Source organism: Streptomyces fuscichromogenes, assembly GCF_014645815.1.
Taxonomy (GTDB): domain Bacteria; phylum Actinomycetota; class Actinomycetes; order Streptomycetales; family Streptomycetaceae; genus Streptomyces; species Streptomyces fuscichromogenes.
Genome location: NZ_BMML01000010.1, coordinates 264,755 through 279,191 on the forward strand (window position 1 = coordinate 264,755; position 14,437 = coordinate 279,191).

Here is a 14,437-nt window from a genome sequence, read left to right on the forward strand (position 1 = left end):
CGCACGCTCTCACGATCGAGCTCTGACGAGGAGTAAGAACCCCACATGACCAGTCAGTCCACCCAGCAGTCCGTGCCTGCCCTGGGAACGCACCCGGCCTCCGGCTCGCTCCCGAGCCGCGCCGAGACCAGGGAGCAGCTCTCCAAGGCGTCGTACGACCTTCTCGTGATCGGCGGCGGCATCCTGGGCATCTCCACCGCCTGGCACGCCGCGCAGTCCGGGCTGCGGGTGGCACTGGTCGACGCCGGCGACTTCGCCGGCGCCACCTCCTCCGCCTCCTCCAAGCTCCTCCACGGCGGTCTGCGCTACCTGCAGACCGGCGCGGTGAAGCTGGTGGCGGAGAACCACTTCGAGCGCCGTGCGGTCTCCCGCCAGGTGGCCCCCCACCTGGCGAACCCGCTCACGTTCTACCTCCCCGTGTACAAGGGCGGTCCGCACGGCGCGGCGAAGCTCGGGGCGGGCGTCTTCGCCTACTCCGCGCTCTCCGCGTTCGGTGACGGCGTCGGCCACCTGCTCTCCCCCGCCAAGGCGGCGCAGGACGTGCCCGAGCTGCGCACCGAGAACCTCAAGGCCGTCGCGGTGTACGGCGACGACCAGATGAACGACGCCCGCATGGCGCTGATGACGGTCCGCGCGGCCGTCGAGGCGGGTGCGGTCGTCCTGAACCACGCCCAGGTCACCGGCCTGCGCTTCACCAGGGGCCGGGTCACCGGCGCCGACCTGAAGGACGCGGTCTCCGGCGAGGAGTTCGGCGTCAACGCCCGGCTGGTGCTCAACGCCACCGGCCCCTGGGTCGACCACCTGCGCAAGATGGAGGACCCGAACGCGGCCCCCTCCATCCGCCTCTCCAAGGGCGCGCACCTGGTCCTGAAGCGGACCGCGCCGTGGAAGGCCGCGCTCGCCACTCCCATCGACAAGTACCGCATCACCTTCGCCCTCCCCTGGGAGGACATGCTGCTGCTCGGCACCACCGACGAGGAGTACGAGGGCGACCCGGCGGAGGTGTCCGTCACCGAGAAGGACATAGCCCAGATCCTGGACGAGGCCGCGTTCTCCGTCCGGGACCAGCAGCTCCGGCGCGACCTGATCACCTACGCCTTCGCCGGCCTGCGGGTGCTGCCCGGCGGCCCCGGCAGCACCGCCAAGGCCAAGCGGGAGACCGTGGTCACCGAGGGCCGGGGCGGCATGCTGTCCGTCGCGGGCGGCAAGTGGACCACCTTCCGGCACATCGGCCGCACCGTGATGGAGAAGCTGGAGGCGCTGCCGGGCCACCCGCTCGGCGACGACTTCGAGCCGATCGCCTCGCTGCCGAAGAAGCTGCCGCTGCCCGGCGTCGCCAACCCCCGTGCCGTCGCCCACCGCCTGCTGGTGGACGGCCCGGCGCCCGGCCCGCGGATGGCCGCCGACACGGCCAAGCACCTGGCCACCCACTACGGCTCGCTGGCCTTCGACATCGCCCGGATCGCCAACGAGGACCCGCAGCTCGCCGAGCGCGTCCACCCGGACGCCCCGGAGATCTGGGCGCAGGTCGTCTGGGCCCGCGACCACGAGTGGGCCGAGACCACGGACGACGTGCTGCGCCGCCGTACCACCCTGACGATCCGCGGCCTGGCCACGGACGACGTCAGGGCCAGGGTCCAGGACCTGCTCGACAAGAAGTGACACTCAGGAAGTGACACGAGGAACAGGCGGTTGCCGGGTCCTCCCCTGACCGAACCGGCAACCGCTGAAGACCCGGCCCCGCCGTACCGGGGACGGGCAGGCAAGAAGGGGCGGCTCCCCATCCCCTGGGGAGCCGCCCCGCCGCCGCTTCGGCCGACGCCCCGCCGCGCCCCCGTGAGGCACCCGGCGAACCGGCCGGGGAGCGGGGTGACAGGCCCTTCGGGTAGCCGGTGGGCCATCGGCTGACACGGCCTGGTCAGGCCGCATAATGGAGCTGAGACATCGGATGTCTGGGCGACAGGGAGGCCGGGATGGCAGTCACCGACGAGGCGATCGAGAAGATCAAGGACATGATCGTCTCCGGTGCGCTGCGCCCCGGCGACCGGTTGCCCAAGGAGAGCGAACTGGCCGCCGAACTGGGCCTGTCCCGCAACTCGCTGCGGGAGGCGGTGCGGGCCCTGTCGCTGATCCGGATCCTGGACGTCCGGCAGGGCGACGGCACGTATGTCACCAGTCTGGACCCGCAGTTGCTCCTGGAGGCGATGAGCTTCGTCGTCGACTTCCACCGCGACGACACGGTCCTGGAGTTCCTCGCGGTGCGCCGGATCCTGGAGCCGGCCGCGACCGCGATGGCCGCCTCCCGGATCAGCGAGCAGCAACTGGACGCGCTGTCCGCCCAGTTGGACGCGCTCGGCGCCGCGCCCTCGGTGGAGGAACTGGTCGCCTGTGACCTGGAGTTCCACCGGGGCATCGTGCAGAGCTCGGGAAACTCGGTGCTGTGCTCGCTCCTTGACGGGCTGTCGGGGCCGACCACCAGGGCCCGGATCTGGCGCGGCCTGACCCAGGAGGACGCGGTCGCCCGGACCCTGCGCGAGCACCGGGCGATCCTGGCCGCGCTGCGCGACCGGGACGCGGAGGCGGCCAGGTCCTGGGCGACCGTGCACATCGCGAGCGTGGAGCAGTGGCTGCGCAGCAGCCTGTGAAGCGCTTGCCGGCTTCCCGGGCCAGGGGTGTTCGAGGGCTGCGAACGGGGCAGTGATCCGTTCACTCCCCCGTGCAAGGGGGCTGCGGGCGCCCCCGTCTCACGCCGTAAGGTTGGGGCGTACGCGAGGGCACGTCGGAAGGAGGCACTGGGTGATCGAGCTGGAGGGGGTCCCCGAGCTGATCGACCCAGTCATGGTGGCCGCGTTCGAGGGCTGGAACGATGCCGGTGACGCCGCCTCCACCGCGGTCGCGCATCTGGAGCGGGAGTGGAAGGGCGAGGTGTTCGCGGCGCTCGACGCCGAGGACTACTACGACTTCCAGGTGAACCGCCCCACGGTGTGGATGGACGCCGGTGTGCGCAAGATCACCTGGCCGACGACGCGGTTGTCGGTGGTCCGGGTCGGCGGCGAGAAGCCGCGTGACCTGGTGCTGGTCAGAGGCATCGAGCCGTCCATGCGCTGGCGCTCGTTCTGCAACGAGCTGCTCGGTTTCGCCCATGAGCTGGGCGTGGAGCTGGTGGTCGTCCTGGGCGCGCTGCTCGGTGACACCCCGCACACGCGTCCGGTGCCGGTCAGCGGGGTGACGTCGGACCCGGACCTGGCCCAGCGGATGGACCTGGAGGAGACCAAGTACGAGGGCCCGACGGGCATCGTCGGCGTCCTCCAGGAGGCGTGCACGCACGCGGGCGTCCCGGCGGTCTCGCTCTGGGCGGCCGTCCCGCACTACGTCTCCCAGCCGCCCAACCCGAAGGCCACGCTGGCGCTGCTGAACCGCCTGGAGGACCTGCTCGACCTGCGGATCCCGCTGGGCGAGCTGCCCGAGGACGCGCGCGCCTGGCAGGTCGGGGTGGACCAGCTGGCCGCGGAGGACAGCGAGGTCGCCGAGTACGTGCAGACGCTGGAGGAGGCCCGGGACACCGCCGAGCTGCCGGAGGCGTCGGGCGAGGCGATCGCCCGTGAGTTCGAGCGCTATCTGCGGCGCCGGGACGTGAACCCGCCCGGCGGGCACGCCACGGCGGACGGCAGCGACAGCACGTCGTACCTGCGGGACAGCCCCGCCGGCCGCACCCGGCCGCCCCGGCCGCCGAAGCCCGACACGCCAGGGACCACGGAGGATTCCGCGGACACCGGCGAATCCGGTGACACCGGGAACCCCGGCCAGGACGGCGAGGACACCCCCGAAGACACCTCCGAGGACTGAGTCCGGGCCGGAACCGGGCCGGTTCCCGCAGGATCCGGGACCGGGTCCGGGGACGGAACAGGGGCGGTACGCACGCTGCGTGCCGCCCCTTCCGCGTCGGGGGATCGACCGGGACTCGACGTTGCGGAGTGCGCGTCGAGAGTGGTCCGCGGGTGTGTCGTGGCCGCTCGCGCAGTTCCCCGCGCCCCCAAAGGCCTGAAGACCTGAAGACCTGAAGACCTGAAAGACAGGGTGCGCGGGGGCGACGCTTCCTAGAGGGCCACGCCCAGCAGGGCGTCCACCGCTCTCGACACGACCCCGGGTGCGCCCGTGTCCGTACCGCCCCGCGCCTGCTGCAGCGCCGCCCAGCGGTCCACCGCCGCCAGCGCGGCCGGAGCGTCCAGGTCGTTGCTCAGGGCCTCGCGGATCTCCTCCACCAGGGACTCGGCGGGCGGGCCGTCCGGGCGGGAGACCGCCGCACGCCAGCGGTCCAGACGGGCCACCGCGTCGGCCAGGACCTGGTCGGTCCACTCCCAGTCGGCGCGGTAGTGGTGGGACAGCAGCGCGAGACGGATGGCGGCGGGGTCGACGCCGTCCTTGCGGAGCCGGGAGACGAAGACCAGGTTGCCCCTGGACTTGGACATCTTCTCGCCGTCGAGGGCGACCATGCCGGCGTGGACGTACGCCTTGGCCATCGGGAACTCGCCGGTGAGCACCTGGGCGTGCGAGGCGCCCATCTCGTGGTGCGGGAAGGCCAGGTCGGATCCGCCGCCCTGGACGTCGAAGGTCATGCCGAGGTGGTCGAGGGCGATGGCCACGCACTCGATGTGCCAGCCGGGGCGGCCGCGGCCGAGGGAGCCGCCGTCCCAGCTGGGTTCGCCCTCGCGGGCGGCCATCCACAGCATCGGGTCGAGCGGGTTCTTCTTGCCGGGGCGGTCGGGGTCGCCGCCGCGCTCGGCGGACAGCAGCCGCATCGCGGCCGCGTCGAGGTTCGAGACCTTGCCGAAGTGGGGGTCGGACCCGACCGAGAAGTAGATGTCGCCTTCGAGTTCGTAGGCGGCACCGAGCTCGCGCAGCCGTTCGACCAGCGGCACGATGCCGGGTATCGCCTCGACCGCGCCTATGTAGTGCCGCGGCGGCAGCATCCGCAGCGCGGTCATGTCCTCGCGGAAGAGGGTCGTCTCCTGCTCGGCAAGGGCGACCCAGTCGACGCCGTCGCGCTCCGCGCGCTCCAGGAGCGGGTCGTCGACGTCCGTCACGTTCTGGACGTAGTGCACCTGGCGCTTGGTGTCGAGCCACACGCGCTGAACCAGGTCGAACGCGTTGTAGGTCGCCGCGTGCCCCATGTGGGTCGCGTCGTACGGCGTGATGCCGCAGACGTAGATACGGGCGACGGGACCGGGGTCAAGAGTGACCAGACCACCGGTCGCGGTGTCGTGGATCCTCAGGTCGCGGCCCTGACCAGGCAGGGCGGGGACCTCGGAAGCGGGCCAGGCATGCATGTACATGAGCGTAACCGGACCCGAGTTCGGTATACGAACCGGACGGCCGGGAAGGCGCTCTTGATCTCCGGGACGGAATGTGCTGGTGGGCGCTATACCGGTGGCCAGGGGATGGCCGGCCACTCACCGGTCGGCTCCGGGTGCTTCCCGGTGGTGAGCAACGTCTCCACGCGCGCGCGTGTGGCGTCCAGCTCGGCCGCGGTGACCAGTTGGGCCAGCCGGGTCCCCAGCGCCCCGCCGAGGGCCTCGCGCAGGCCCCCGAGCACCTCCACGGCCTCGCCGGTCAGGTTCTCCCCCGCCCAGCCCCACAGCAGGGTGCGCAGCTTGTTGTCGGCGTTGAAGGTGACGCCGTGGTCGATGCCGTAGAGCCGGCCGTCGGCGGTGGGCAGCAGGTGGCCGCCCTTGCGGTCGGCGTTGTTGATCACCGCGTCGAGGACGGCGAGCCGGCGCAGCCGTTCGTCGTCGGCGTGCACCAGCAGCGCGGTCCTGCCCTCGCCGACCTCGGCGAACCCGATGGCCTTCCAGCCGGGCTCGGGCTCCTCGGCGTCCACCAGGGCGAGGAGTTCGCCGCCGTCCGGGTCGACGTCGATCCACAGCTGGACCATGCCCTCGCCGTACGGCCCGTCGCGCAGCACGGTGGGCGGGACCAGGTCCCAGCCGGTGGCCGCGGCGACCTCGTAGGCGGCCACCTCGCGCTGGGCCAGGGTGCCGTCGGGGAAGTCCCACAGCGGGCGCTCCCCGGCGACCGGCTTGTACACGCAGGACGCCTCCTCGCCGTCGAGCGCGACCGTGCAAAACAGCGCCGCGTTGGAGGCGTCGCGGATGCGGCCGCGTACCTTCAGCTCACCGTGGGCGAGCAGCTCGGCGGCGGTCACGCTCCGCGGCGGTATCCGTTCTGGCGCGGACATACGTGTCCTTCCGGGTCGAGCGGGAGGCTGCACAGCGGGCACGGCGGCCGCCCGGCGTTGACGACGTCGAGGGCGCGCTTGCAGAAGGCTCTGGCCTGCGCGCCGGTCAGCCGGACCCGCAGCATCGGGGGCCCGTTCTCCTCGTCCTGGAGGAGCCGTTCCTCGGCCTCGGCGAGGTCCTCCTCGGAGTCGGCGTCCAGCTCCACGAGGGCCTGCGCCTCGACGACCATGCGCTCTTCCTCGCCGTCCCAGGCGAGCGCCATGGTGCCGACGCGGAACTCCTCCTCGATGGGGGTGTCGAGGGGGGCGCTGTCGCTGATCTCGGCGGGCACGACGGCGGGCACGGCCGCGTTGCCGCCGCTGCGTCGTACGACCTCGTCGAGGAGTTCGTCCATGCGTTCGGCGAGCGCGGCGACCTGGGTCTTCTCCAGGGCCACGCTGGTCGTCCGGGGGCCGGCCGTGGCCTGGAGGAAGAACGTACGGCGTCCGGGCAGTCCGACCGTGCCCGCGACGAAGCGGTCCGGCGGATCGTAGAGGAACACCTGACGGGACACGTCCTGATCTCCATGGGAATCGAGAGTGCGTGGCATGGGGAGGGCGACGACACGGCCGGTGGGGCCGCTTACGTGGATCGCTTCACCCTACTGCGGCTGACGATCACGGCGCGCCGGCGCCGCCACCGACCGGGGCGTCTTCCCCGGGAGGTTCCTCACGGGGGGCGAGGGAGGCGAAATCCCCGGTGTCCCCGAGACGAACGAGAAACGGCCTGAGGCGGGTGTAGCGGATCGCGGTGATCGAACACGGTTCGACGGAGATCCGCTGGAAGAGGTCGAGGTGCAGCCCGAGCGCGTCCGCGACGAGCGACTTGATGATGTCACCGTGCGAGCACATGAGATAGACGGCGTCCGAGCCGTGGTCGCGCTCCACGCGCGCGTTCCACTCCCGTACCGCCTCGGCGGCGCGGGTCTGCATGGCCCGCATGGACTCGCCGCCGGGGAACGCGGCCGCCGACGGATGGGCCTGGACGACCTCCATCAGCGGCTCGTCCGCGAGCTCGGCGAGCTTGCGGCCGGACCAGTCGCCGTAGTGGGCCTCCCCGATCCGCTCGTCGGTGTGGGGGGTGAGCCCGGGGCGGGCGTCGAGCAGCGGGCGGACCGTCTCCTGGCAGCGCTGCAGCGGGCTGGTGACCAGCTCGGAGATCGGCAGCCCGGCGAGCCGGCCGGGCAGTGCGGCGGCCTGGGCGGCTCCGCGCTCGTCCAGAGCGACGCCCGGCGTCCAGCCGGCGAGCACACCGGAGGTGTTGGCGGTGGACCGTCCGTGCCTTACGAGGATCAGCGTGGGCATGCGGCCCAGGGTAGGCGCACGCCGACGTGCGCCGGTGGGCGGGCGACGGGAGAATACGCTCAGTGATCGTCGATTGCGCCATCTACCGGGACGGAGAGCGGACGGAGACCCCGCAGGACTTCTCCGACGCCCTCGCGGAGGCACGCGCGCGTGGTGACAGTTTTCTGTGGATCGGCCTGTACGAGCCGACGGAGCACGAGTTCGACCTGGTCACCGACGAGTTCGGGCTGCATCCGCTGGCCGTCGAGGACGCCCTGACCGCCCACCAGCGGCCCAAGCTGGAGGTGTACGACGACTCGCTGTTCGTCGTCCTGAAGCCGGTGACGTACGAGCCGAAGAGCGACACGGTGACCTCCGGCGAGCTGATGATCTTCATCGGGGACTCCTTCGTGGTCACCGTGCGCCACGGGACGCCCTCGCCGCTCGGCGACATCCGGCGGCATCTGGAGGAGCAGCACGAGATGCTGAGGCACGGGCCGACCGGGGTGCTGTACTCGATCTCCGACGCGGTCGTGGACCACTACCTGGAGGTCTCGACCGAGTTGCAGAACGACCTGGAGGAACTGGAGACCGAGGTGTTCTCGCCGAGCGGCGGCGGCTCCCGGCACACCGCGTCGCGGATCTACACCTTCAAGCGGCAGATCCTGGAGTTCCGCCGGGCGACGGTGCCGCTGGCCGTGCCGATGACCAAGCTGGCGGCGGTGGGCCCGTACGGGGGCGGCATGACGGTGCCCTTCGTGAACGAGTCGGCCCGCCCGTTCTTCCGGGACGTCAACGACCATCTGCTGCGGGTGAACGAGGGCGTGGAGGCGCTGGACCGGCTGGTGTCGGACGTCCTCAGTGCCCATCTGGCGCAGATGAGCGTGCGGCAGAACGACGACATGCGGAAGATCTCGGCGTGGGCGGCCATGGCGGCGGTCCCCACGCTGATGGCGGGGATCTACGGCATGAACTTCGACCACATGCCAGAGCTGCACTGGATCTGGTCGTACCCGGCGGTGCTCCTGCTCATGGCCTGCCTGGAGCTGGTGCTGTACCGGCTGTTCAAGCGCCGCGGGTGGATGTGATCAGGCGAACTCCGCGGCGGGGCCGCCCAGGGCGTTCCTGCGCGCCGGCATCCGCAGGCAGACCATGCGGCGCCAGCCGGCGGCGCGTTCGTAGCCGTAGACGGCGTGGATGCCGAGCGCGAGGAGCGCGGACCTGGCCCGGGACCAGCCGAGGATGCGGCCCATGTGGGCCATGACGGCGAGGCTGACGTCCCGGTAGACGCGGATCTCGGCGAGGGCGCACGCCCGCAGGGTGTGCTGGATGGCACGGCCGTGCCCGGCGGCGGCGAGACGCAGCAGTTCCTCGTGGCAGTAGGCGAGGTGGTTGTCCTCGTCCCCGGAGATCATGCACACCGCGCGGCCGACGTCCGGGTGGTCGGCGAAGTACCGGCGCAGCAGCTCCATCTGCTCGGCGGCGCGCTGCTCGGTGACCCGGCTGTGGGAGAGGTAGGTGACGATGTCCGGCACGGTGAGCGGCCGGTCGGCCCGGAGCCGGTCGTGGGCGAGCCCGATGCCGTGCCGTTCCAGGATCATCGTGTAGTCGGTGTCGGCCGGCACCGCGACGGGCGTCAGGCCGCGCTTCCTCAGCAGGGCGTGGAAGATGCGCCCGTGCTTGTCCTCGTCGGCGCCGTGACGGGTGATCTTGGGGGCCAGGTCGCGTTCGCTCCGCGGTACCAGCGCGGCGATCCGCGCGTTCTCCCAGCCGCCCTGGGACTCCCCGCTGGCCGCGATGGAGCAGAACAGCCGGAAGGACTCGTCGTTGTCGAGGATCTCCTGGAACAGACTCCTGGCCGAAAGCATCGTGGGCACCCCTCCGGAGGACTCACCAAACCCGCGAAGAACGAGTCAAATGCCGCATCGAAGTCACGGCAACAGGTGTGCCGGCGAACTCGGCCGAAAGAAGGAGCACCGGGGTCACACCAGGGGCGTAACCGCGCGGGCAGCGGCGCGTTGTGCTGCGTGACGGCCGTGGCGGGGAAGACCCCCCGAGCCCCCACCACGGCCGCGGACTTCTCTCCTGTCTCCGGTGTCGGACGCTCACGCGAGCCCGGCGCGCTCCAGGGCCTCGGCGCCGGCCCGCAGCGAGGCGAGCCGCTCGTCCAGGGCGAATCCGGCGGGCGCGAGGGAGAGCGTGGTGACCCCGGCGGCCGCGTAGGCCTTCATCCGGTCGGCGATCCGGTCCACGGAACCGAGCAGCGTGGTCTGGTCGATCAGCTCCTGCGGTACCGCGGCGGCGGCCCCGTTCTTGTCCCCGGACAGGTACTTGTCCTGGATCTCGGCGGCCTCCCGCTCGTACCCCATGCGCCGGGCGAGCTGGTTGTAGAAGTTCTGCCTGCGGCTGCCCATGCCGCCGACGTACAGCGCGGTGTACGGCCGGAAGGTGTCGGCGAGCGTGGCCACGTCCTTGTCCTCGCCGACGGCGAGCGGCAGCGTCGGGCAGATGTCGAACCCGTCGAGGGTCCGGCCGGCCTTCTCCCGGCCCGCGCGCAGGTAGCGGACCGCCGTCTCCTCCAGGTGCTCGGCGGAGGGGAAGATCAGCAGCGCGCCGTCGGCGATCTCGCCGGTCTGCTCCAGGTTCTTCGGGCCGATGGCGGCGATGTAGACCGGGATGTGCTCGCGCTCCGGGTGCACGGTCAGCTTGATCGGCTTGCCGGGGCCGCCCGGCAGCGGCAGCGTCCAGTGCTCGCCCTCGAACGACAGCCGTTCCCGGCTCATCGCCCGGCGGACGATCTCCACGTACTCGCGGGTGCGGGAGAGCGGCTTGTCGAACTTGACGCCGTACCAGCCCTCGGAGACCTGCGGTCCGGAGACGCCGAGGCCGAGCCGGAACCGGCCGCCGGAGAGGGAGTCGAGGGTCGCGGCGGTCATCGCGGTCATGGCCGGCTGCCGGGCCGGGATCTGGAAGATGGCCGAGCCGACGTCGATGCGCTCGGTCTGGGCGGCGACCCAGCTGAGCACGGTGGCGGCGTCGGAGCCGTAGGCCTCGGCGGCCCAGCACACGGCGTACCCGAGCCGCTCGGCCTCCTGGGCCACGGCCAGATTGTCCCCGTCCATCCCGGCGCCCCAGTAGCCGAGGTTGATCCCGAGCTGCATGGCCGTTCCCCTTACCGATCAGTAACGTCGCTGTTGCGAGAGACCTTAGCGCGGAGGTTTTCCGGACGGGGGATCGGTGCCCGTTCGGCTGCGGGCGGGTGGGGGCTGGTCGCGCCCGCGCGGCGGAGCCGCACATCGATACAGCCCCGCGCCCCTTGGTCGGTCCGGTCCCGCCCCCTGCATCGTCCCGCTCTCCTGGGGAAATCGGTTATCCACAGGCAACCCAACGCACCAGCTCTGGCCAGTAATCTCGCGGGCATGGAGCAGAGGCATCTCGGCCGCACCGGCCTGCGCGTGTCCCGGATCGGGCTCGGCACCCTCACCTGGGGCCGGGACGTCGACGAGCACGACGCCGCGGACATGCTGAAGGCGTTCTGGGAGGCCGGCGGAACCCTCGTCGACACCGCGGACGTGTACGGCGACGGGGAGGCCGAGTACCTGCTCGGGCTGCTCATAGAGGGTCTGGTGCCGCGCCGGGACCTGATCATCTCGACGAAGGCGGGCAGCGTCCCCGACCCCGACCGGCGTTTCAACGGCTCGCGCGGCCACCTGCTCGCCGCGCTGGACGCCTCTCTCGCCCGCCTCGGCACCGACTACGTCGACGTCTGGCACGTGCACGCCTACGACCCGGACACCCCGCTGGAGGAGACCCTCCAGGCCCTCGACCTGGCGGTCGGCAGCGGCCGCGCCCGGTACGCCGGGATCTCCAACTTCTGCGGCTGGCAGCTGGCGAAGGCGGCGACCTGGCAGCTCGCGGCGCCGGGCACCCGCACCCGGCTGGCCAGCACGCAGCTGGAGTACTCGCTGCTCCAGCGGGGCGTCGAGCGCGAGGTGCTGCCCGCCGCCCTCGACCTGGGCATCGGCCTGCTGCCGTCGTCCCCGCTGGGCCGGGGCGTGCTGACCGCGAAGTACCGCCACTCGACTCCCCCGGACTCGCGCGCCGCCTCCGAGCATCTGGCGCTGTTCGTCGAGCCGTACCTCGACGACACCGCGACCCGGATCGTGGACGCGGTGCAGACGGCGGCGGACGGACTCGCGGTCACCCCGCTCCAGGTGGCGCTGGCGTGGGTGCGGGACCGGCCGGGCGTGGTCGCGCCGATCGTCGGCGCGCGCAACGCGCAGCAGCTCGCGGGGGCATTGTCAGTGGAGGCGCTTACTCTTCCTGACGAGATCTGCCGGGCGCTCGACGACGTGTCGGCGCCCGTGCACCGCTATCCCGATCACGACTGGAGCACGCTGTGAGCACGGAGCCGGGGCTGGGCGCCAAGCCCGAGGCCGACAAGGAGACGACGGCCGGGGGGACGGCGGAGGCCGCAGCCCCCACCACCGACAGGGCCACAGCGAGCGACATGACGACCACCGGGACCGACGGCTCCCCCTCGGGAACGGCCGAGGCCGGCGGAGCGGACGGCGGCGGGGCTTCCCTCGGAGTGGCCGACGGCGCAGGGGCCGGTGAGGCCGGGACCCGCGGCGCGGACGGTGACGGCGGCCCGGCCGGGGGCGACGGGGGCCTCTCCGAGGCGGCAGAGGACGGCGAGGCCGACGGGACCGGGACCGGTGGCCCCGCCTCCGGGTCGGCCGAGGGCGGCGGGGGCTCCCCCGGAGGAGCCGACGCCGACGACGCGGGGGGCGGTGCGGCCGATGGCGGGGGTGCGGCCCAGCTGTCCGAGGCCGCGGCCGAGTTGGCCGCTCAGCGGTTGGAGCGGGAGCGGATCGCGCAGCGGAAGGCCGAGCGGAAGGGGCCCATCGAGAGCGGGGCCAAGCTCAGCGGGACGGCGGCGGATCTGCTCGCGGCGATCCGGGCGGTGGAAGGCGGGGAGAAGCCGGCGGCCACCGTGTTCGCGGAGCCCGAGGCCGCTCCGCGCCGGGCCCCCGCGCCCGAGCCGGCCCGGCAGCCGCAGCCGGCGGCCGCCGCCACGCCCGGCACGAAGGCGGTCGCGGCGGTGCGCGGGGTGCTCACCGCCGGCGGTGCGCCCGAGTCGCTCGCACCCCAGGTCGCCGCCGCCCTCGGCGACGGCGCGGACGCGGTGTTGCGGGAGGACCCCTGGCAGCTGCTCCGGGTCACCGGCGTACGGCCGGACCAGGCCGACGGGTTCGCTCGGGCGCTGCTCGGCACGGAGTGCGGTCCGGACGACGAGCGGCGCGGCCGGGCCGTGACCGGCTGGCTCCTCGAACAGGCCGCCGTGGCCGGGCACACCGCACTGGAGATGCCCGCGCTCACCACCGCGCTGGCCCAGCGGGCGGTGCCCGACCCGGAGGCGGCCGTGCAGAGCGCGGTCGCGGAGGGGGACGCGCTGGTCTTCCAGGACCTGCTGGATCCGAGCGCCCCGGAGCCCGAGGAGGACGAGCCGGAGCGGCCGGTCCGGGTCCTGGTCGGCCTGGAGCGGTACGCGCTGGCCGAGGAGAGCCTCGCCGACGGGCTGGCCCGGCTGGTCAACTCCCTGGCCAAGGACGCCCCGGAGCCCTGGGAGGCGGTCGCGGCAGCGGCCTCCAAGAGCGCGGCCGAGCTGGCGCGGGCGGTCACCGGACACGGCCTGGTGCTGCACACGGGCGGCGAGGCGGCCCGCGCCGAGCCCGCGGCCCTGCTGGCCGCCGCCCGCGCGGCCGGACTGCGCGCCTTCGCGGCCACGCACACCCCCGACGGCAGCGGGCGCCTCCCGGGCGGCGAGGGAGCCGTCGGCACCGTCTCCGACCTGCTCGCCGGCGCCGCGGGCCCCGGCCGGGACGCGGACGGCGCCCTGGACCTCGACCTGCTGATCGTGCTGGACGCGCCCCAGTTGGACGTGGAGGGCGCGGCGATGCTCGTGGAGGCGCTGCCCGACGGCGCCCGGCTGGTGCTGAGCGGGGATCCGGCGGTGCTGTGGTCCGCGGGTCCCGGGCGGGTCTTCGCCGACCTGCTGGCGGCCCGCGTGTGCCCGCAGATCGCCTCGCGCACGCCCGACCCCGGCCCGCTCGGCGAGCTGGTCTCCGGGATCGGGGTCGGCGAGCTCACCCAGGTCGGGGCGCCCGGCAAGGAGGTCGTGATCGTGCCGGTGCGGGACGCGGGCGAGGCGGTGCACCGGACGGTGCAGCTGGTCGCCGACTCCGTCCCGCGCGCGATCGGCGTCCCCGCCGAGCAGACCGTGGTGATCACCCCGGGCCACGGTGGAGCGGCCGGCACCCGCGCCCTCAACGCCGCCCTCAAGGAACGGCTCAATCCGGGTCCCGGCCGCTTCGGCGGCTTCGACCCGGGTGACCGGATCGTCCACTCCCCCGCGCCGGGCCGTACGGCCTGGGGCCAGGTGGTGAAGGCCGACGCCGAGGGGCTGCACCTGTCGTGTGCGGACGCGCCCGTGGTCGTACCGAAGGAGCAGGTGGAGCACTCCGTCCGCCACGGCTGGGCCCTGACCGCCCACCAGGCGGCGGGCAACCGCTGGCCGGCAGCGGTCGTGGTGCTGCCCGGAGACGCGGTCCAGTCCCTGACCCGCCCCTGGGTGTACACGGCGTTCAGCAGGGCGGAGCGCCACCTGTCGGTGGTCCACGGCGTGGAGCAGGCTCTGCCGAAGGCGGTGGCCGAGTCCCTGCCCAAGCCGCGGACGACCCGCCTGCCGCTGCTGTTGAGGACGCAGGTCCCCACCGCGAACTGACCGGCGCCGCCGGCCCGACGGCGCTCAGCCGCAACGGCGTCGGCCGGCGGTGCCCGTCCGGTCTCGACCCCGGAAGGCACCGCCGGCCGGCG

General features: G+C 73.0%; 12 protein-coding genes. 6 read left to right on the top strand and 6 right to left on the bottom strand.

What is annotated here, in order from left to right:
* Positions 1-45: 45 nt before the first annotated feature.
* The 3 genes from IEZ11_RS23495 (at position 46) to IEZ11_RS23505 (ending at position 3,846) form a co-directional block, all read left to right on the top strand.
* Positions 46-1,662, top strand: coding sequence for a glycerol-3-phosphate dehydrogenase/oxidase (locus tag IEZ11_RS23495; protein ID WP_189264816.1), 1,617 nt, complete (start codon positions 46-48; stop codon positions 1,660-1,662).
* A gap of 311 nt (positions 1,663-1,973) precedes the next feature.
* Positions 1,974-2,645: a FadR/GntR family transcriptional regulator gene (locus IEZ11_RS23500; RefSeq protein WP_189264817.1), complete on the top strand. Its 672-nt coding sequence runs from the start codon at positions 1,974-1,976 to the stop codon at positions 2,643-2,645.
* Positions 2,646-2,796: 151 nt separating this feature from the next.
* Complete coding sequence (locus tag IEZ11_RS23505; protein WP_189264818.1) at positions 2,797-3,846, top strand: PAC2 family protein; 1,050 nt, start codon at positions 2,797-2,799, stop codon at positions 3,844-3,846.
* Positions 3,847-4,097: 251 nt separating this feature from the next.
* Here the strand turns inward: IEZ11_RS23505 and mshC are convergent, their stop codons facing one another.
* The 4 genes from mshC to IEZ11_RS23525 form a co-directional block, all read right to left on the bottom strand.
* Positions 4,098-5,327, bottom strand: a complete 1,230-nt coding sequence (gene mshC, locus IEZ11_RS23510; RefSeq protein WP_189264819.1) for a cysteine--1-D-myo-inosityl 2-amino-2-deoxy-alpha-D-glucopyranoside ligase — start codon at positions 5,325-5,327, stop codon at positions 4,098-4,100.
* Positions 5,328-5,419: 92 nt separating this feature from the next.
* On the bottom strand, positions 5,420-6,235 hold the full coding sequence (locus IEZ11_RS23515) for an SCO1664 family protein (protein ID WP_189264820.1): 816 nt from the start codon (positions 6,233-6,235) through the stop codon (positions 5,420-5,422).
* Positions 6,199-6,789 carry a DUF3090 domain-containing protein gene (locus IEZ11_RS23520; protein WP_189264821.1) on the bottom strand — a complete coding sequence of 197 codons (591 nt, stop codon included), beginning with the start codon at positions 6,787-6,789 and terminating at the stop codon, positions 6,199-6,201. The genes IEZ11_RS23515 and IEZ11_RS23520 overlap by 37 nt, the downstream gene beginning before the upstream one ends.
* Before the next feature lie 103 nt (positions 6,790-6,892).
* Positions 6,893-7,579: a histidine phosphatase family protein gene (locus IEZ11_RS23525; protein ID WP_189264822.1), complete on the bottom strand. Its 687-nt coding sequence runs from the start codon at positions 7,577-7,579 to the stop codon at positions 6,893-6,895.
* Positions 7,580-7,641: 62 nt separating this feature from the next.
* Between IEZ11_RS23525 and corA the strand changes: the two genes are divergently transcribed.
* The gene (gene corA / locus IEZ11_RS23530) at positions 7,642-8,646 is read left to right on the top strand and encodes a magnesium/cobalt transporter CorA (protein ID WP_189264823.1); all 1,005 of its coding nucleotides are present in this window, start codon (positions 7,642-7,644) and stop codon (positions 8,644-8,646) included.
* Here the strand turns inward: corA and IEZ11_RS23535 are convergent, their stop codons facing one another.
* Together IEZ11_RS23535 and IEZ11_RS23540 are read right to left on the bottom strand one after the other, a co-directional pair.
* Positions 8,647-9,426: a ferritin-like domain-containing protein gene (locus IEZ11_RS23535; RefSeq protein WP_189264824.1), complete on the bottom strand. Its 780-nt coding sequence runs from the start codon at positions 9,424-9,426 to the stop codon at positions 8,647-8,649. It abuts the gene before it with no gap.
* A gap of 237 nt (positions 9,427-9,663) precedes the next feature.
* Positions 9,664-10,719 (bottom strand): LLM class F420-dependent oxidoreductase, encoded by a 1,056-nt coding sequence (locus IEZ11_RS23540; protein WP_189264825.1) that lies wholly within the window; start codon positions 10,717-10,719, stop codon positions 9,664-9,666.
* Between the two features lie 258 nt (positions 10,720-10,977).
* On the opposite strand from IEZ11_RS23540, the gene IEZ11_RS23545 reads away from it, so the two are divergent.
* The gene (locus tag IEZ11_RS23545; protein WP_189264826.1) at positions 10,978-11,961 is read left to right on the top strand and encodes an aldo/keto reductase; all 984 of its coding nucleotides are present in this window, start codon (positions 10,978-10,980) and stop codon (positions 11,959-11,961) included.
* On the top strand, positions 11,958-14,345 hold the full coding sequence (locus IEZ11_RS23550; RefSeq protein ID WP_444544936.1) for a helix-hairpin-helix domain-containing protein: 2,388 nt from the start codon (positions 11,958-11,960) through the stop codon (positions 14,343-14,345). The genes IEZ11_RS23545 and IEZ11_RS23550 overlap by 4 nt, the downstream gene beginning before the upstream one ends.
* Positions 14,346-14,437 lie beyond the last annotated feature (92 nt).

Excerpts from the sequence above, each read along its gene's own strand:
- IEZ11_RS23515 (WP_189264820.1), bottom strand. The coding sequence starts at position 6,235 with ATGTCCGCGCCAGAACGGATACCGCCGCGGAGCGTGACCGCCGCCGAG.
- IEZ11_RS23525 (WP_189264822.1), bottom strand. The coding sequence starts at position 7,579 with ATGCCCACGCTGATCCTCGTAAGGCACGGACGGTCCACCGCCAACACC.
- IEZ11_RS23500 (WP_189264817.1), top strand. The coding sequence starts at position 1,974 with ATGGCAGTCACCGACGAGGCGATCGAGAAGATCAAGGACATGATCGTC.
- IEZ11_RS23540 (WP_189264825.1), bottom strand. The coding sequence starts at position 10,719 with ATGCAGCTCGGGATCAACCTCGGCTACTGGGGCGCCGGGATGGACGGG.
- IEZ11_RS23535 (WP_189264824.1), bottom strand. The coding sequence starts at position 9,426 with ATGCTTTCGGCCAGGAGTCTGTTCCAGGAGATCCTCGACAACGACGAG.
- IEZ11_RS23545 (WP_189264826.1), top strand. The coding sequence starts at position 10,978 with ATGGAGCAGAGGCATCTCGGCCGCACCGGCCTGCGCGTGTCCCGGATC.
- mshC (WP_189264819.1), bottom strand. The coding sequence starts at position 5,327 with ATGCATGCCTGGCCCGCTTCCGAGGTCCCCGCCCTGCCTGGTCAGGGC.
- IEZ11_RS23495 (WP_189264816.1), top strand. The coding sequence starts at position 46 with ATGACCAGTCAGTCCACCCAGCAGTCCGTGCCTGCCCTGGGAACGCAC.